General features: G+C 61.6%; 19 protein-coding genes. All 19 read left to right on the top strand.

The features are described from left to right. Positions 1-1,386, top strand: coding sequence for a sigma-54-dependent transcriptional regulator (locus KGB07_RS27485; RefSeq protein ID WP_046037710.1), 1,386 nt, complete (start codon positions 1-3; stop codon positions 1,384-1,386). Positions 1,387-1,516: 130 nt separating this feature from the next. Then, entirely contained in the window at positions 1,517-1,843 is a 327-nt protein-coding gene (gene fliE / locus KGB07_RS27480; protein ID WP_008052868.1) for a flagellar hook-basal body complex protein FliE, read from the top strand. A gap of 16 nt (positions 1,844-1,859) precedes the next feature. Continuing rightward, a complete protein-coding gene (gene fliF / locus KGB07_RS27475; RefSeq protein ID WP_223467207.1) occupies positions 1,860-3,647 on the top strand; it encodes a flagellar basal-body MS-ring/collar protein FliF in 1,788 nt (595 codons plus the stop codon). Then, positions 3,640-4,659, top strand: a complete 1,020-nt coding sequence (gene fliG, locus KGB07_RS27470; RefSeq protein ID WP_007983391.1) for a flagellar motor switch protein FliG — start codon at positions 3,640-3,642, stop codon at positions 4,657-4,659. The genes fliF and fliG overlap by 8 nt, the downstream gene beginning before the upstream one ends. A 4-nt stretch (positions 4,660-4,663) precedes the next feature. Beyond that, positions 4,664-5,461: a flagellar assembly protein FliH gene (fliH, locus tag KGB07_RS27465; protein WP_223467205.1), complete on the top strand. Its 798-nt coding sequence runs from the start codon at positions 4,664-4,666 to the stop codon at positions 5,459-5,461. Continuing rightward, positions 5,451-6,809 (top strand): flagellar protein export ATPase FliI, encoded by a 1,359-nt coding sequence (gene fliI / locus KGB07_RS27460; RefSeq protein WP_046037767.1) that lies wholly within the window; start codon positions 5,451-5,453, stop codon positions 6,807-6,809. The genes fliH and fliI overlap by 11 nt, the downstream gene beginning before the upstream one ends. A 6-nt stretch (positions 6,810-6,815) precedes the next feature. Further along, positions 6,816-7,265 carry a flagellar export protein FliJ gene (gene fliJ, locus KGB07_RS27455; RefSeq protein ID WP_046037707.1) on the top strand — a complete coding sequence of 150 codons (450 nt, stop codon included), beginning with the start codon at positions 6,816-6,818 and terminating at the stop codon, positions 7,263-7,265. Positions 7,266-7,381: 116 nt separating this feature from the next. Then, on the top strand, positions 7,382-7,681 hold the full coding sequence (locus tag KGB07_RS27450) for an STAS domain-containing protein (protein WP_046037706.1): 300 nt from the start codon (positions 7,382-7,384) through the stop codon (positions 7,679-7,681). Positions 7,682-7,686: 5 nt separating this feature from the next. Next, positions 7,687-9,393, top strand: a complete 1,707-nt coding sequence (locus tag KGB07_RS27445; RefSeq protein ID WP_223467203.1) for a fused response regulator/phosphatase — start codon at positions 7,687-7,689, stop codon at positions 9,391-9,393. 30 nt (positions 9,394-9,423) lie between these two features. Next, positions 9,424-9,774: an Hpt domain-containing protein gene (locus KGB07_RS27440; protein WP_046037704.1), complete on the top strand. Its 351-nt coding sequence runs from the start codon at positions 9,424-9,426 to the stop codon at positions 9,772-9,774. A 100-nt stretch (positions 9,775-9,874) separates the two neighbouring features. Then, a complete protein-coding gene (locus tag KGB07_RS27435; protein ID WP_046037703.1) occupies positions 9,875-11,239 on the top strand; it encodes a flagellar hook-length control protein FliK in 1,365 nt (454 codons plus the stop codon). A gap of 175 nt (positions 11,240-11,414) precedes the next feature. Further along, positions 11,415-11,921, top strand: coding sequence for a flagellar basal body-associated protein FliL (fliL, locus tag KGB07_RS27430; protein WP_046037702.1), 507 nt, complete (start codon positions 11,415-11,417; stop codon positions 11,919-11,921). 9 nt (positions 11,922-11,930) lie between these two features. Further along, on the top strand, positions 11,931-12,899 hold the full coding sequence (gene fliM, locus KGB07_RS27425) for a flagellar motor switch protein FliM (RefSeq protein ID WP_046037701.1): 969 nt from the start codon (positions 11,931-11,933) through the stop codon (positions 12,897-12,899). A 66-nt stretch (positions 12,900-12,965) separates the two neighbouring features. Next, positions 12,966-13,412 (top strand): flagellar motor switch protein FliN, encoded by a 447-nt coding sequence (fliN, locus tag KGB07_RS27420; RefSeq protein ID WP_046037700.1) that lies wholly within the window; start codon positions 12,966-12,968, stop codon positions 13,410-13,412. Then, positions 13,413-13,856 carry a flagellar biosynthetic protein FliO gene (gene fliO, locus KGB07_RS27415; protein WP_046037699.1) on the top strand — a complete coding sequence of 148 codons (444 nt, stop codon included), beginning with the start codon at positions 13,413-13,415 and terminating at the stop codon, positions 13,854-13,856. After that, positions 13,856-14,614, top strand: a complete 759-nt coding sequence (fliP, locus tag KGB07_RS27410) for a flagellar type III secretion system pore protein FliP (protein WP_046037698.1) — start codon at positions 13,856-13,858, stop codon at positions 14,612-14,614. Before fliO ends, fliP begins: the two co-directional genes overlap by 1 nt. Beyond that, positions 14,611-14,880: a flagellar biosynthesis protein FliQ gene (gene fliQ / locus KGB07_RS27405; protein WP_007948918.1), complete on the top strand. Its 270-nt coding sequence runs from the start codon at positions 14,611-14,613 to the stop codon at positions 14,878-14,880. The genes fliP and fliQ overlap by 4 nt, the downstream gene beginning before the upstream one ends. Before the next feature lie 3 nt (positions 14,881-14,883). After that, a complete protein-coding gene (fliR, locus tag KGB07_RS27400; protein WP_046037697.1) occupies positions 14,884-15,666 on the top strand; it encodes a flagellar biosynthetic protein FliR in 783 nt (260 codons plus the stop codon). Positions 15,667-15,669: 3 nt separating this feature from the next. Further along, positions 15,670-16,809, top strand: coding sequence for a flagellar biosynthesis protein FlhB (gene flhB, locus KGB07_RS27395; protein ID WP_046037696.1), 1,140 nt, complete (start codon positions 15,670-15,672; stop codon positions 16,807-16,809). The last annotated feature ends 4 nt before the right edge of the window (positions 16,810-16,813 follow it).

Genomic DNA, 16,813 nt, shown 5'->3' with positions numbered 1-16,813 from the left:
ATGGGTATCAAGGTTCTGCTGGTCGAGGACGACCGCGCGTTGCGCGATGCGCTGGCCGATACGCTGTTGCTCGCGGGGCACGATTTCAAGGCGGTGGGTTCGGCCGAGGAGGCGTTGCTTGCCGTCGGCGGCGAGGCTTTCAGCCTGGTGATCAGTGACGTCAACATGCCGGGCATGGACGGCCACCAGTTGCTGGGCCTGCTGCGAGCGCGGCAGCCGCAGTTGCCGGTGTTGCTGATGACCGCTCACGGTGCGGTCGAGCGTGCGGTCGATGCGATGCGACAAGGGGCGGCGGACTACCTGGTCAAGCCATTCGAGCCCAAGGCGTTGCTCGATCTGGTGGGGCGTCATGCCCTGGGCAGTCTTGGCCTGACCGAGGGTGAGGGGCCGATAGCGTTCGAGCCTGCGAGCGCGCAGCTACTCGAGTTGGCGGCGCGGGTCGCACGCAGCGATTCCACGGTGTTGATCTCGGGTGAGTCGGGCACGGGCAAGGAAGTGCTGGCGCGTTACATCCATCAGCACTCTCATCGTTCCAGTCAGCCGTTCATTGCGATCAACTGCGCAGCGATCCCGGACAACATGCTCGAAGCGACCTTGTTCGGGCACGAGAAGGGCTCCTTCACCGGCGCCATAGCCGCGCAAGCCGGCAAGTTCGAACAGGCCGACGGCGGCACCATCCTGCTCGACGAAATTTCCGAAATGCCCCTGGGGCTTCAGGCCAAACTGCTGCGCGTGCTGCAAGAGCGCGAGGTCGAAAGGGTTGGGGCGCGCAAGCCGATCACACTGGACATTCGCGTGGTCGCCACCACCAATCGCGACCTGGCGGGTGAAGTGGCAGCAGGGCGCTTCCGCGAAGATCTTTACTATCGCCTGTCGGTGTTTCCCCTGGCCTGGCGCCCGTTGCGAGAGCGCACCGCCGACATACTGCCGCTGGCCGAGCGACTGCTGGCCAGGCACGTCAATAAAATGAAGCATGCGGCTGCCAGATTGTCCCCCGAGGCCCAGGCGTGCCTGATCGGTTATCCGTGGCCGGGTAACGTGCGTGAACTGGACAACGCGATTCAACGTGCGCTGATTCTGCAGCAGGGTGGCTTGATCCAGCCGCAGGATTTCTGCCTGGCCGGTCCGGTGGCTTGTGCGCCACTGCCTGCACTGGCGCAAGTACCGGTGCGCGCTGTGGAAATCGAGTCCGAGTCGGCCGGTGCGCTGGGCGATGACCTGCGTCGCCGTGAATTCCAGATGATCATCGATACCTTGCGCGCCGAGCGCGGTCGTCGCAAAGAGGCGGCCGAGCGCCTGGGTATCAGCCCGCGGACCTTGCGCTACAAGCTGGCGCAGATGCGCGATGCCGGCATGGACGTGGAAGCCTTTCTGTTCGCGACCTGATTGGCGGACAACAAAAGGCCCGGGAAGGGCTTTTGTTCAGAGTGGCCATGGAGCTGGCACCCTTGTTGCTAACACCTCACTACCCGCCGAGTGAGTGTCAAAAAATTGCGGGTCGTCAAAGAGAGAAACCATGAGCCAAGGTATTGAATTCAATCGGTTGATGCTGGATATGCGGGCCATGCAAATGGATGCCATGTCTGCGCCGAAATCGACTGCCGTCCCTGAAATGACGGGCAGCAGCTTTTCCGACATGTTCGGTCAGGCCATCAATAAAGTGAACGACACCCAACAGGCTTCCACGCAGTTGGCCAGTGCGTTCGAAATCGGCAAAAGCGGCGTCGACCTGACCGATGTGATGATTTCCTCGCAGAAGGCCAGCGTGTCATTCCAGGCGTTGACCCAAGTGCGCAACAAAGTGGTTCAGGCCTACCAAGACATCATGCAGATGCCGGTTTAAAGGACGAGATTGAGTCATGGCAGAAGCAGTCGCCGATAACGTTCCGGCCAAGGCCACCCCAATAGACGGCAAACCGCCGCTGTTCGGGTTGTCCTTCCTGGAAAACCTCTCCGAGATGACCATGTTGCGTCAGGTGGGCCTGTTGGTCGGCCTGGCGGCGAGCGTGGCGATTGGTTTTGCCGTGGTGTTGTGGTCCCAGCAACCGGACTACCGGCCTCTGTACGGCAGCCTTGCCGGCATGGACGCCAAGCAGGTCATGGATACCCTGGCCTCCGCCGATATCCCGTACACCGTCGAACCCAATTCCGGTGCCTTGCTGGTCAAGGCCGATGACCTGTCCCGTGCGCGGCTCAAGCTCGCGGCCGCTGGTGTCACTCCCAGCGACGGCAACATCGGTTTTGAAATCCTCGACAAGGAACAGGGACTGGGCACCAGCCAGTTCATGGAAGCGACCCGCTATCGTCGCGGCCTCGAAGGCGAACTGGCTCGCACCATTTCCAGCCTGAACAACGTCAAGGGTGCCCGCGTGCATCTGGCGATCCCGAAAAGTTCGGTGTTCGTGCGCGACGAGCGCAAGCCGAGCGCTTCGGTTCTGGTTGAGCTCTATTCCGGTCGTTCCCTCGAACCCGGCCAGGTCGTGGCCATCATCAACCTGGTGGCGACCAGTGTTCCCGAGCTCAGCAAGTCGCAGATCACTGTGGTCGACCAGAAGGGCAACCTGCTCTCGGATCAGGCGGAAAACTCCGAACTGACCATGGCTGGCAAGCAGTTCGACTACAGTCGTCGCATGGAAAGCATGCTCACCCAGCGTGTGCACAACATCCTGCAGCCAGTGCTGGGCAATGACCGCTACAAGGCTGAAGTCTCGGCCGACGTGGATTTCAGTGCTATCGAGTCGACTTCCGAGCAATTCAACCCGGATCAACCGGCGTTGCGCAGCGAGCAGTCGGTCAACGAACAACGTACCGCCAGCAATGGCCCGCAAGGCGTGCCGGGTGCCCTGAGCAACCAGCCTCCAGCGCCGGCCTCCGCGCCACAGACCACCGGCGGCACGCCGGGGGCAGCTGGCATGGTGCAACCGGGCCAGCCGCTGGTTGATGCCAACGGCCAGCAAATCATGGACCCGGCCACCGGTCAGCCGATGCTCGCACCGTACCCGGCGGACAAGCGTCAACAATCGACCAAGAACTTCGAACTCGACCGCTCCATCAGCCACACCAAGCAGCAGCAGGGCCGGTTGAATCGCCTGTCGGTGTCGGTGGTGGTCGATGATCAGGTCAAGATCAACCCGGCTAACGGCGAAACCACCCGTGCGCCCTGGAGCGCCGATGAATTGGCGCGCTTCACTCGCCTGGTCCAGGACGCGGTCGGCTTCGATGCCAGCCGTGGTGACAGCGTCAGCGTGATCAACATGCCGTTCTCCGCCGAGCGCGGTGAAGTGATTACCGAAATTCCGTTCTACTCCCAGCCGTGGTTCTGGGACATCGTCAAGCAAGTGCTGGGTGTGCTGTTCATTCTGGTGCTGGTGTTCGGTGTGCTGCGTCCGGTGCTCAACAACATCACCGGTGGTGGCAAGGGCAAGCAGCTGGCCGGTATCGGCAGCGACGTCGAACTGGGTGGCATGGGCGGTCTGGACGGCGAGCTGGCCAACGACCGTGTCAGCCTCGGTGGCCCGACCAGCATCCTGTTGCCGAGCCCGAGCGAGGGCTATGACGCTCAGTTGAACGCAATCAAGAGTCTGGTGGCAGAAGATCCGGGTCGTGTGGCCCAGGTCGTGAAAGAGTGGATTAACGCAGATGAGTGATAACCGAGCCGTTGCCGCCAAACTGTCCAAGGTCGACAAAGCCGCAATCCTGTTGCTGTCCCTGGGCTCCACCGACGCTGCCCAAGTGCTGCGCCACATGGGCCCCAAAGAGGTTCAGCGCGTGGGCGTGGCCATGGCCCAGATGGGTAATGTGCACCGCGAGCAGGTCGAGCAGGTGATGAGCGAGTTCGTCGATATCGTCGGCGACCAGACCAGCCTGGGCGTCGGCTCCGACGACTATGTGCGCAAGATGCTCACCCAGGCCCTGGGCGAAGACAAGGCCAACGGCCTGATCGACCGCATCCTGCTCGGTGGCAACACCAGCGGCCTCGACAGCCTGAAGTGGATGGAGCCGCGCGCCGTCGCCGACGTGATCCGCTACGAGCACCCGCAGATCCAGGCGATCGTGGTGGCGTATCTCGATCCGGACCAGGCCGGTGAAGTGCTGGGCAACTTCGACCACAAGGTGCGGCTCGACATCATCCTGCGGGTGTCCTCGCTGAACACCGTACAGCCAGCGGCCCTGAAAGAGCTCAACCAGATTCTCGAGAAGCAGTTCTCCGGCAACTCGAATGCCTCGCGCACCACCTTGGGTGGCATCAAGCGCGCGGCGGACATCATGAACTTCCTCGACAGCTCCATCGAAGGCCAACTCATGGACTCGATCCGCGAAGTCGACGAAGACCTGTCCGGTCAGATCGAAGACCTCATGTTCGTGTTCAACAACCTGGCCGATGTCGACGACCGCGGGATCCAGGCACTGTTGCGCGAAGTGTCCTCCGATGTGCTGGTGCTGGCCCTCAAGGGGTCGGACGAAGGCGTCAAGGAGAAGATCTTCAAGAACATGTCCAAGCGTGCGGCCGAACTGTTGCGCGACGACCTGGAAGCCAAGGGCCCGGTGCGCGTCAGCGACGTGGAAACCGCGCAGAAAGAAATCCTCACCATTGCCCGCCGTATGGCCGAAGCCGGAGAAATCGTTCTCGGCGGCAAGGGCGGCGAGGAAATGATCTAACACCATGGTCAAGAATGATGATGCACCCACTGACCTGATCCGGGCCAGGGATGTCAGTGGCTTCGAGTCCTGGGCGCTGCCCAGCTTCGACCCGCCGGAACCTGAGCCTGAACCAACGCCTGAACCCGAACCGCCGGAAATGGAAGAGGTGCCGCTGGAGGAAGTCCAGCCACTGACCCTGGAAGAACTCGAAAGCATTCGCCAGGAAGCCTACAACGAAGGCTTCGCGGTGGGTGAGAAGGAGGGCTTCCACAGCACCACGCTCAAGGTCCGTCAGGAAGCCGAACAGGCGCTGGCCCCGAAAGTTGCCGGGCTGGAACAGTTGATGGCGAACTTGTTCGAGCCTATCGCTGAGCAGGACACCCAGATTGAAAAGTCGCTGGTCGACCTCGTGCAGCACATCACCAGACAGGTGATCCAGCGCGAACTGGCCATCGACTCGACGCAGATCGAACACGTCATGCGCGAGGCCCTCAAGCTCTTGCCGTTGGGCGTGGGCAATGTGCGGCTGTACATCAATCCGCAGGACTTCGCACAAGTCAAAGCCCTGCGCGAGCGTCATGAGGAAACCTGGCGCATCGTCGAGGATGAGTCGTTGTTGCCTGGCGGCTGCCGGGTCGAGACCGAGCACAGTCGCATCGACGCCACGGTGGAAACCCGTGTCGCGCGGGTGATGGACAAGCTGTTCGATCAATTGCACGAGCAGGCCTTGCACCCGGCCGCGCCGGACCTTAGCCTGGAATTGCCGATCGACAGCAAGCCGGCGACCGCGCCAGAAGCGGATGCACCTGATGCGCCTTGAGCGCACCAGCTTCGCCAAGCGCCTGGGCAGTTACGCCGAGGCGACTGAATTGGCCGGCGCGCCGATCCTTGAGGGCCGCCTGCTGCGCATGGTCGGCCTGACCCTCGAAGCTGAAGGCCTGCGCGCCGCCATGGGCAGTCGCTGCATGGTCATCAACGACGACAGCTATCACCCGGTACAGGTTGAAGCCGAAGTGATGGGCTTCTCCGGCAGCAAGGTCTTTCTGATGCCGGTCGGTAGCGTCGCCGGCATCGCGCCCGGTGCCCGAGTGGTGCCCTTGGCCGACACCGGTCGCCTGCCCATGGGCATGAGCATGCTCGGACGGGTGCTCGACGGTGCCGGTCGTGCGCTGGACGGCAAGGGCGGGATGAAGGCCGAAGACTGGGTTCCAATGGACGGCCCGACCATCAACCCGCTTAAGCGCGAACCGATCAGCGAGCCGCTGGACGTGGGCATCCGTTGCATCAACGGCATGTTGACGGTCGGTCGCGGCCAGCGACTCGGCCTGTTCGCCGGTACCGGTGTCGGTAAATCCGTGCTGTTGGGCATGATGACGCGCTTTACCGAGGCCGACATTATCGTCGTCGGGCTGATCGGTGAGCGGGGTCGTGAAGTCAAGGAATTCATCGAGCACATCCTCGGTGAAGAAGGGCTCAAGCGTTCAGTGGTGGTGGCGTCCCCGGCGGACGATGCACCGCTGATGCGTCTGCGTGCGGCCATGTATTGCACGCGCATCGCCGAGTATTTCCGCGACAAGGGCAAGAACGTCCTGTTGCTCATGGATTCACTGACCCGTTTCGCCCAGGCCCAGCGGGAAATCGCCCTGGCCATCGGTGAGCCGCCGGCGACCAAGGGCTATCCGCCGTCGGTGTTCGCCAAGCTGCCGAAGCTGGTGGAGCGGGCCGGCAACGCGGAGAAAGGTGGTGGTTCGATCACCGCGTTCTACACCGTGCTGTCCGAAGGCGACGACCAGCAAGACCCGATTGCCGACTCGGCGCGGGGCGTGCTCGACGGGCACATCGTGCTGTCCCGGCGCTTGGCCGAGGAGGGGCATTACCCGGCCATCGATATCGAAGCGTCCATCAGCCGGGTGATGCCGGCGGTGGTGTCGCCGGAGCACATGGTGCGCGCGCAGTACTTCAAGCAATTGTGGTCGCGTTATCAGCAGAGTCGCGACCTGATCAGCGTCGGCGCCTATGTCGCCGGCGGAGATCGCGAGACCGATCTGGCGATTTCCCTGCAACCGCAATTGGTCAAATACCTGCGCCAGGGCCTCAACGACAGCATCAGCCTGGGCGAAAGCGAGGCGTATCTGGCCTCGATCTTCGCGCCAGCGGCAGGCGGTTAAGCGGTCATGGCCCTGAGTCGGGCGGGACGGCTGGCGCCGGTGGTGGAAATGGCCGAAAAGGCCGAAAAAACCGCAGTCCAGCGCCTGGGGCACTTTCAAGGGCAGGTTCGCCTGGCTGAAAGCAAGCTCGCCGACCTTGAAGCCTTCCGTCTCGACTATCAGGAACAATGGATCGTGCGCGGCAGTGGCGGTGTCTCGGGCCAATGGTTGCTGGGCTATCAGGGCTTTCTCGCGCAACTGGGCACGGCCATCGACCAGCAGCGGCAAAGCCTGGCCTGGCATCAGAACAACTTGAACAAGGCCCGGGAGACCTGGCAGCAGGCGTTTGCCCGGGTCGAAGGCTTGCGCAAGCTGGTTCAGCGCTACGCCGATGAAGCGCGGGCGCTGGAAGACCGGCGCGAACAGAAGCTGCTGGATGAATTGTCCCAGCGCTTGCCGCGTGAGAATCCGTATTGAACCAGGACGGGCGCGATGTCGATTTGACAGGCACCATGATTTCCAACCTTGCCCCAACCTCTACACGATGCTAAAACTTGTACAAGCAGGTTCCTCAATGACAAGGAAGCCATGAAATGTCAGTCGTTTCAGAAGTGTCCCAGGACGGGCAAAAGCTGACGATCTCGGTCAAGGGTCGTTTCGATTTCGCCAAGCATCAGGAATTTCGTCAGTCCTACGAAGATAAACAGCTATCGGCGGTCGTGGTCGATCTGAAAGAGGCCACTTACCTCGACAGCTCGGCCCTGGGCATGTTGCTTTTGCTGCGCGATCACGCCGGTGGCGACGATTCCGATGTGCGCGTCGTCAACAGCAGTACCGACGTGCGCAAAATTCTCGCCATCTCCAACTTCGACAAACTGTTCGACATCAGTTGATTGCCATGCAGCCACTGGAGCCGCTGACGATCCTGATTGCCGAGGACAGCGCCGCCGATCGCCTGCTGTTGTCGAGCATCCTGCGCCGCCAGGGGCACGACGTGCTGACGGCGGCCAACGGTGCCGAAGCGGTCGACGTGTTTGGCCGGCAGCAACCGCACCTGGTGTTGATGGATGCGATGATGCCCGTCATGGACGGCTTCGAGGCGGCCCGGCAGATCAAGGCCCTGGCCGGGGAAACCCTGGTGCCGATCATCTTCCTCACGTCGTTGTCCGAAAGCGAAGCCCTGGCCCGTTGCCTGGAAGTCGGCGGTGACGACTTTCTGGCAAAGCCCTACAACCAGGTGATTCTCGCTGCCAAGATCAAGGCGATGGATCGCTTGCGGCGCTTGCAGGATACCGTGCTGCAACAGCGTGACCAGATCGCCCGGCACCACGACTACCTGCTCAACGAACAGCGCGTGGCCAAGGCCGTTTTCGACAAGGTGGCACACTCCGGCTGCCTGAATGCCGCTCCGAATATCCGTTATCTGCAATCGCCCTATGCGCTGTTCAACGGCGACCTGTTGCTGGCCGCGTTCACTCCGGCCGGAGACATGCACGTGCTGCTGGGCGACTTCACCGGCCACGGTCTGCCGGCGGCGGTGGGCGCCATGCCTCTTGCCGAAGTCTTCTACGGGATGACCGCCAAGGGCTACGGCCTGGCGGAAACCCTGCGCGAGATGAATGCCAAGCTCAAGCGCATCCTGCCGGTTGACATGTTCTGCTGTGCCACGTTGCTGTGCCTGAGTTTTCAGCGCCGTTCGGTGGAAGTCTGGAACGGCGGCATGCCGGACGGTTACCTGCATCGCATCGCCAGTGGCGAGCGAACGCCTCTGCCAGCGCGGCACCTGCCATTGGGGGTACTGAGCCCGGAATCCTTCGATGAGCGTACCGACGTGTATCCCATGGCCCTCGGGGATCGGGTGTTTCTCCTGTCCGATGGCGTGATCGATACCTGTGACGCCAATGATCAGTTGTTTGGCGTGCAGCGATTGCAGTGGGTGTTTGCCGCCAATCGCCATCCGGATGCACTGTTCGAAGAGATCGAGCAGGCGCTGCGTCATTTCGGCGGAGAAGCGCGCGACGATGTCAGCATGGTCGAAATCAGCCTGCTGGAGACGGCACAGATCACTCCGCCGGCGTTGGTCTACTCCGACAGCGGCCAGTCCTGTCCGCTGGACTGGTCGGTGAGTTTCGAGTTTCGCGCCGCCACGCTCAAGCGCTTCAATCCGTTGCCCTATCTGTTGCAGTTGTTGCTTGAGGTCCATGGTCTTCGGGCTCAGAGCGGTGCGCTCTACAGTGTGCTGGCGGAGCTCTATTCCAATGCGCTGGAACATGGCGTGCTGGGGCTGGATTCGAGCCTCAAGCGCGATGCTTCGGGGTTTGCGCGGTATTATCAAGAGCGCAATACCCGGCTCGACGAGCTGCAGGAAGGCTATGTACGGTTACATTTGCAGGTGACGCCAATGGACGATGGCGGTTGCCTGGCCATTCACATCGAAGACAGCGGCAAGGGTTTCGATGTCGAGCGGGTGATGGCAAGGCCATTGGAAGACGTCCGCCTGTCGGGACGTGGGGTCAGTCTGATCCGCCAGTTGGGGCGTAATGCCCGCTGGAGCGACAATGGTCGAAGTGCACGCGTGGAGTTTATCTGGGAGGCTCTGGCATAATCCGCGCATTCTTGATCAAGGAGTGAGCAAGTGGACGACACACATGTGGATCGCGACGTGCTGAGCGCATTGCAGGAAGTGATGGAAGAGGGCTATCCGGATCTGCTGGATATCTTTCTTGCGGACTCCGAAGAGCGCCTGAAAGTCTTGAGAACGGCTGACAGTACCGCACTGCTGGTTGAAGTCGCCCATAGCTTCAAGGGCAGCAGCAGCAATATGGGCGCCGTCAGGCTGACCGAGCTCTGCCACCAGCTTGAGCAGCAGGCCAGAAGTTTGCCAAGCGCCGCCGTTCAGGAACTGGTCGGCGAAATCGACCGCGAATTCGCCGGTATCCGGCCGCTGTACGAAGCTGAACGACAGCGTTGCCCGGCGAAAATCTGAGCGCACGCTGCATTTGGCCTTCTTCGAGTGAAACTGGCCCGACCTTTGCAGTCAACTCATCCAACTGTACTTACGAGCCCCGTGCAGCGGAGACCGTTTCATGCCCGTTACCCCCGATATTCTGCTTCAGGCCTCCAGACAGGCCAAGACTCAAGCCGGCTCCGCCAATCCTGCGGCGCAGACCGTTGAGCCCGGGGGCACGGCCGCAAGCTTCGCTCATGTCTATGCCAGCCAGGCCCAGAACAAGCCCAATGTGTTGGCGGATGCCTCGGTCAAGCCGGGTCGTGACACAACCAGCGATGTCGCCGGAAAAAAAGACGCTGGCGACGACAAGTCTGCAACCGAGGAACCGGTGGTTGCCGATGGCGGCAAATCCTTGCCTGCTGACCAGTCGGTACAGGCGGACGACAAGACCGCCGGCGATGTTGCGTCAGATGCCGTTCCGGCTCCGGTCGTTGATGCCGCACTGCTGGATCCGGCGCTTGATCCTTCATTGCAGCCCGTCGTGCCGGCACCGGTAGCCCCCGCCGTGGTCGACACCGTGCAACCTGTGGTTGAAATGCCGGTTTCCGACGCGGCTACGGCTACGGCTACGGCTACCGCTGCAATCGCTCCAGCGCCGGCCACTGCCGACGGTGATTTCGATCCCTCGACCGATCCGCTCGACGCTTTACCGGCGGTGCGCCTGGCGATGGAGCAGGGCGGTCACGTATCGGCTTCCAGCCAGGCACAGCCCAAGGCTGCACCGACACAGGCACAAGCCCCGGCTGACGGAGAGCTGACGTCGGCGCAAAACTTTGCCGCCGGCATGGCGACCCTGCTGGATGTTCAGGGTGACAAGAGCAGCACCAGCCAAGGTGACGACAAGGCTTTCAGCGGCTTGATCGATGACGGCCTGAAGGATCTCAAGTCCGCCAGCAGCGACACCCGTGTCGATGATTTCGCCAACCGTCTGGCAGCGTTGACCCAGGCGGCCACACCGAAGACAGCCAATGCCTTGCCGGTGAACCAGCCAATCGCCATGCATCAGAGCGGTTGGACCGAAGAGGTGGTGAACCGGGTCATGTACCTGTCCAGCGCCAATCTCAAGGCGGCGGACATCCAGTTGCAGCCCGCTGAACTCGGGCGTCTGGACATTCGGGTGAACATGGTTCCCGATCAACAGACCCAGGTCACGTTCATGAGTGCGCATCCGAGCGTCCGTGAGGCGCTGGATGGCCAGGTCCATCGCTTGCGCGACATGTTCGCGCAACAGGGCATGGGGCAGGTCGATGTCAATGTTTCGGACCAGTCCCGTGGTTCGCAGCAAGGGCAGGAACAAGCCCGGCAAAGCCAGACCGGACGGACCAGTGCCGGCGGTGGTCGCCTCGACTCGATGGATGACGACATCACCTCGAGCGTCGCTGAAGTAGCGGCCAACACCACCAGCGTGATCGGCTCCAGCGCTGTCGACTACTACGCCTGATCAACACAACGCCCAACCCTGTGGGAGCGAGCCTGCTCGCGAAGGCGGCACAACATTCAACATCTTTGTTGCCTGTCACGCCGCCATCGCGAGCAGGCTCGCTCCTACATGGCATAACACTTGCTCTTGCCTTGCCGTGCGACTGTGAAAACCCGAATAGTGACGGATTATTGGCATGGCGAAGAGCGACGCAGCAGTAGTAAAAGACCCCGCAACCAAAGGCAAACTCAAGCTGATCATCGTGATCGTGGTGGCCCTGCTGCTGGCGGTCGGTGTGTCCGTGGGGGCGACCTGGTACTTCATGCACAGCGCTCAGAGCAAGCCTGCCGCGGTCGAGGCGCAAACCGCTCCTGTCGGCAAGCAGCCAGCGATTTTCGAGGCGATGGCACCGGCTTTCGTGGCCAATTTCAACCAGAACGGCCGCCAGCGCTACATGCAAGTGAGCATCACCATGCTCGCGCGCAACCAGGCGGATCTGGAGGCGCTCAAGGTCCACATGCCAGTGATCCGCAATAACCTGGTGATGCTGTTCTCCGGGCAGGACTTCGCGACCCTCGCCTCGCCGGTCGGCCAGGAAATGCTGCGGCAGAAAGCTACCGCCAGCGTCCAGGAAGTGGCGCAGAAAGAGCTCGGCAAAGTGGTGATCGAACAGTTGCTTTTCACTAATTTCGTACTGCAGTAGGAACACGACATGGCCGTGCAGGACCTGCTGTCCCAGGATGAGATCGACGCGCTGTTGCATGGCGTGGACGATGGACTGGTACAGACCGATAACGCTGCCGAACCCGGCACCGTCAAAAGCTACGACCTGACCAGCCAGGATCGCATCGTCCGTGGACGCATGCCGACCCTGGAAATGATCAACGAGCGTTTCGCCCGCTATACCCGCATCAGCATGTTCAACATGCTGCGGCGCTCGGCGGACGTGGCGGTCGGCGGCGTGCAGGTGATGAAGTTCGGCGAATACGTGCACTCGCTGTACGTGCCGACCAGTCTCAACCTGGTCAAGATCAAACCCCTGCGCGGCACCGCGCTGTTCATCCTCGACGCCAAACTGGTGTTCAAGCTGGTGGACAACTTCTTCGGCGGCGACGGCCGCCACGCCAAGATCGAAGGGCGTGAATTCACGCCGACCGAACTGCGTGTGGTGCGCATGGTGCTGGAGCAGGCGTTCGTCGATCTGAAGGAAGCCTGGCAGGCGATCATGGAAGTCAACTTCGAGTACATCAACTCGGAAGTGAACCCGGCCATGGCCAACATCGTCGGTCCGAGCGAAGCCATTGTGGTGTCGACCTTCCACATCGAACTCGATGGCGGTGGTGGCGACCTGCACGTGACCATGCCGTACTCGATGATCGAGCCGGTGCGCGAAATGCTCGACGCCGGCTTCCAGTCGGACCTCGACGACCAGGACGAACGCTGGGTCAACGCCCTGCGCCAGGACGTGCTGGACGTCGACGTGCCGATCGGGGCGACGGTGGCTCGTCGTCAGTTGCGCCTGCGCGACATCCTGCACATGCAGCCGGGGGATGTGATCCCGGTCGACATGCCGGAAGAAATGATCATGCGCGCCAACGGCGTGCCGGCCTTCAAGGTCAAGATGGGCTCGCACAAGGGCAACCTGGCGTTGCAAGTGATCGAGCCGATCGAGCGCCGTTGACTGGCGCTCGTACCCATTCGCGATTAACCGAATTCTGAATTTTTGCTCGCCGAGGACACCGACAATATGAACACCCAAGACGACCAGGCTCTGGCCGATGAGTGGGCAGCAGCCCTGGAAGAAACCGGTGATGCCGGGCAGGCGGATATCGACGCCTTGCTGGCCGCCGACTCCGCCAGTTCCGCGTCCAACCGCCTGCCAATGGAAGAGTTCGGCAGCGTGCCGAAAAACAACGATCCGGTCAGCCTCGAAGGCCCGAACCTGGACGTGATCCTCGATATCCCGGTGTCGATTTCCATGGAAGTGGGCAGCACCGACATCAACATTCGCAACCTGCTGCAACTGAACCAGGGGTCGGTGATCGAACTCGATCGCCTGGCCGGCGAGCCGCTGGACGTGCTGGTCAATGGCACACTCATCGCCCACGGCGAAGTGGTGGTGGTCAACGAGAAGTTCGGCATCCGCCTGACGGACGTGATCAGCCCAAGTGAACGCATCAAGAAGCTGCGCTGAGTGAAAAAGGTTCTCGGGTTTGTATTGGCGATGCCGTTCACCGTGCTGGCGGCCGAACCGGTTGCAACGGCGGCTACGGCTGCTGCACCGGCGGTGAGCAGCGGTGTGGCTGGCCAGTTGACGCAGTTGGTGTTCGGCCTGCTGCTGGTGCTGGGGTTGATCTTCTTCCTCGCCTGGTTGCTGCGTCGCGTCCAGCAGGCCGGTCCGGCCGGCAAGGGGCAGGTGATCGAGATTGTCGGCTCCCGCGCGCTGGGGCCTCGCGACCGCCTGATGCTGGTGCAGGTCGGCAACGAGCAGATTCTGTTGGGCCTGAGCCCCGGCAACATCTCTGCACTGCACGTCCTCAAGGAGCCGGTGCAAGTGCCGAGTACCGAGAAGCCAACGCCGGAATTTGCCCAGCGCCTGTTGGAGATGCTGGGTAAAGATCAGAAGGATAAGAAGTAATGGGTGCGCTACGCATCGTCTTGACGCTGACCCTGATGCTGGTCGCGCCGCTGGCATTCGCCGCCGATCCGCTGTCGATCCCGGCCATCACCCTGGGCACCAATGCGCAGGGTGCGCAGGAATATTCGGTCAGCCTGCAAATCCTGCTGATCATGACCGCGCTGAGCTTTATCCCGGCGTTTGTCATGCTGATGACCAGTTTCACTCGGATCATCATTGTCTTCTCGATCCTGCGCCAGGCCCTGGGCCTGCAGCAGACACCGTCGAACCAGATCCTCACCGGCATGGCGCTGTTCCTGACCCTGTTCATCATGGCGCCGGTGTTCGACCGGGTGAACCAGGACGCCTTGCAGCCGTACCTGGCGGAAAAACTGACGGCTCAGGACGCGGTTGCCAAGGCCCAGGTGCCGATCAAGAACTTCATGCTCGCCCAGACCCGCACCAGCGATCTGGAGTTGTTCGTGCGCCTGTCCAAGCGCACTGACATCGCGACGCCGGATCAGGCGCCGTTGACCATCCTGGTGCCGGCCTTCGTGACCTCCGAGCTGAAAACGGCGTTCCAGATCGGCTTCATGATCTTCATTCCGTTCCTGATCATCGACCTGGTCGTGGCCAGTGTGTTGATGGCCATGGGTATGATGATGCTCTCGCCGCTGATCATTTCCCTGCCGTTCAAGATCATGTTGTTCGTGCTGGTCGATGGCTGGGCGCTGATCATCGGCACGCTGGCCAGCAGCTTCGGCGGTGTCTCGCCATGACCCCGGAAGTTGCGGTCGATATCTTCCGCGAAGCGCTGTGGCTGACCACCATGATGGTGGCGGTGCTGGTGATTCCGAGTCTGCTGGTCGGCCTGCTGGTGGCGATGTTCCAGGCCGCCACCCAGATCAACGAACAGACCCTGAGCTTCCTGCCGCGCCTGCTGGTGATGCTGGTGACCCTGATCGTGGCCGGCCCGTGGCTGGTGCAGACCTTCATGGAATACATCCTGCAGTTGTACGGCAGCATTCCTCAGGTCATCGGCTAAACCATGTCGCTGCTAGCGCTGACCGATACCCAGATCAGCACCTGGGTGGCGACGTTCATGTTGCCGCTGTTTCGCGTCGGCGCCTTGCTGATGGTCATGCCGGTGTTCGGCACGACCCTGCTGCCCAGGCGCATCCGCCTGTATTTCGCGTTGGCCATTACCGTGGTCATCGCGCCGGGCCTGCCGCCCATGCCGCCGGTCAATGCCCTGGATTTGAGCGGGCTGTTGCTGATTGCCGAGCAGATTCTCATCGGTGCGGTGATGGGGTTTTCCTTGCAGCTGTTCTTCCAGGCCTTTGTGGTCGCCGGGCAAATCGTCGCCATCCAGATGGGCATGGGCTTCGCCTCCATGGTCGACCCGACCAACGGTGTATCGACGGCGGTGATCGGGCAGTTTTTCACCATGCTGGTGACGCTGCTGTTCCTGTCCATGAACGGTCATCTGGTGGTGTTCGAGGTCCTCACCGAGAGTTTCACCACGTTGCCGGTGGGTGGGGGGCTGATGGTCAATCACTACTGGGAGCTGGCCGGCAAGCTCGGCTGGGTGCTCGGTTCGGCGCTGTTGCTGGTGCTGCCGGCGATCACCGCGTTGCTGGTGGTCAACATCGCGTTTGGCGTCATGACCCGGGCGGCACCGCAACTCAATATTTTCTCTATCGGCTTCCCGCTGACCCTGGTGCTTGGGCTGTTCATTATCTGGGTCGGGCTGGCGGACATTCTCAACCAGTATCAACCGCTGGCCACCGAGGCCTTGCAGTTGTTACGCGAACTGGCACGGGCGAGCTGAGTCATGGCCGAGAGCGAAAGCGGTCAGGACAAAACAGAAGACCCCACGGAGAAGCGCAAGCGGGACTCCCGTGAAAAGGGTGAGATCGCACGTTCCAAGGAACTCAACACCCTGGCGATCATGCTGGTAGGTGCCTCGGCGCTGCTGATTTTTGGCGGCGCCATGGCGCAGGACATGATGGAACTGATGCGCATCAACTTCTCGCTGCCGCGGGAAGTGATCCTGGATCAACGCTCCATGGCCACCTACCTGATGCGCTCGGGGCAAATTGCCCTGTGGTCGATCCAGCCAGTGATGATTGCGCTGGTGCTGGCCGCCATCATCGGTCCGATTTCCCTGGGTGGCTGGCTGTTTGCGGCGGGCTCCATGGCGCCCAAATTCAGCCGCTTGAACCCCGGTCCCGGCCTCAAGCGCATGTTCTCGACCAAGTCGCTGGTCGAATTGCTCAAGGCCCTGGCCAAGTTCATCATCATCCTGTTCGTGGCGCTGGCGGTACTGTCGTCGGACATCGATGACCTGCTGCGCATCGCCCATGAACCCGTGGACATGGCGATCATTCACAGCCTGCAAGTCGTGGGCTGGAGCACCTTGTGGATGGCGTGCGGGCTGATCCTGATCGCGATGGTGGACGTGCCGGTGCAGCTCTGGGAAAGCCACAAGAAACTGCTGATGACCAAGCAGGAGGTGCGCGACGAGCACAAGGACCAGGAGGGGCGGCCGGAGGTCAAGCAGCGGATTCGACAGCTGCAACGCGAAATGTCCCAGCGACGGATGATGGCCGCCATTCCCGAGGCCGACGTGGTCATCACCAACCCGACCCACTACGCCGTGGCCCTCAAGTACGACCCGGAAAAGGGTAATGCGCCGGTATTGCTGGCCAAGGGTAGCGACTTCCTGGCCCTGAAGATCCGCGAGATCGCGGCGGCCAACGAGATCCTTCTGCTCGAGTCTCCGGCGTTGGCGCGATCGATTTACTACTCCACCGAGCTTGAGCAGGAGATTCCGGGGGGGCTGTATCTGGCGGTTGCGCAGGTGTTGGCTTACGTTTATCAGATTCGACAGTACCGGGCGGGCAAGGGCAAACGGCCTGATCCGCTCAAGGATGATTTGCCGATTCCGCCGGATTTGCGGCGGGATTTATAGCGGT

Origin of the sequence: Pseudomonas sp. GL-RE-26 (genome assembly GCF_019956275.1) — a bacterium.
In the GTDB taxonomy this organism is placed as follows: domain Bacteria; phylum Pseudomonadota; class Gammaproteobacteria; order Pseudomonadales; family Pseudomonadaceae; genus Aquipseudomonas; species Aquipseudomonas grandcourensis.
Note: the sequence above shows the minus strand (reverse complement) of the source record. Positions and strands in the feature narration are given on the sequence as shown.

Coding starts and splice junctions, on each gene's coding strand:
- fliG (WP_007983391.1), top strand. CDS start 3,640: ATGAGTGATAACCGAGCCGTTGCCGCCAAACTGTCCAAGGTCGACAAA.
- KGB07_RS27435 (WP_046037703.1), top strand. CDS start 9,875: ATGCCCGTTACCCCCGATATTCTGCTTCAGGCCTCCAGACAGGCCAAG.
- fliL (WP_046037702.1), top strand. CDS start 11,415: ATGGCGAAGAGCGACGCAGCAGTAGTAAAAGACCCCGCAACCAAAGGC.
- fliH (WP_223467205.1), top strand. CDS start 4,664: ATGGTCAAGAATGATGATGCACCCACTGACCTGATCCGGGCCAGGGAT.
- fliE (WP_008052868.1), top strand. CDS start 1,517: ATGAGCCAAGGTATTGAATTCAATCGGTTGATGCTGGATATGCGGGCC.
- fliQ (WP_007948918.1), top strand. CDS start 14,611: ATGACCCCGGAAGTTGCGGTCGATATCTTCCGCGAAGCGCTGTGGCTG.
- flhB (WP_046037696.1), top strand. CDS start 15,670: ATGGCCGAGAGCGAAAGCGGTCAGGACAAAACAGAAGACCCCACGGAG.
- fliF (WP_223467207.1), top strand. CDS start 1,860: ATGGCAGAAGCAGTCGCCGATAACGTTCCGGCCAAGGCCACCCCAATA.
- fliM (WP_046037701.1), top strand. CDS start 11,931: ATGGCCGTGCAGGACCTGCTGTCCCAGGATGAGATCGACGCGCTGTTG.
- KGB07_RS27445 (WP_223467203.1), top strand. CDS start 7,687: ATGCAGCCACTGGAGCCGCTGACGATCCTGATTGCCGAGGACAGCGCC.
- fliN (WP_046037700.1), top strand. CDS start 12,966: ATGAACACCCAAGACGACCAGGCTCTGGCCGATGAGTGGGCAGCAGCC.
- fliP (WP_046037698.1), top strand. CDS start 13,856: ATGGGTGCGCTACGCATCGTCTTGACGCTGACCCTGATGCTGGTCGCG.
- KGB07_RS27450 (WP_046037706.1), top strand. CDS start 7,382: ATGTCAGTCGTTTCAGAAGTGTCCCAGGACGGGCAAAAGCTGACGATC.
- fliJ (WP_046037707.1), top strand. CDS start 6,816: ATGGCCCTGAGTCGGGCGGGACGGCTGGCGCCGGTGGTGGAAATGGCC.
- KGB07_RS27485 (WP_046037710.1), top strand. CDS start 1: ATGGGTATCAAGGTTCTGCTGGTCGAGGACGACCGCGCGTTGCGCGAT.
- fliI (WP_046037767.1), top strand. CDS start 5,451: ATGCGCCTTGAGCGCACCAGCTTCGCCAAGCGCCTGGGCAGTTACGCC.
- fliR (WP_046037697.1), top strand. CDS start 14,884: ATGTCGCTGCTAGCGCTGACCGATACCCAGATCAGCACCTGGGTGGCG.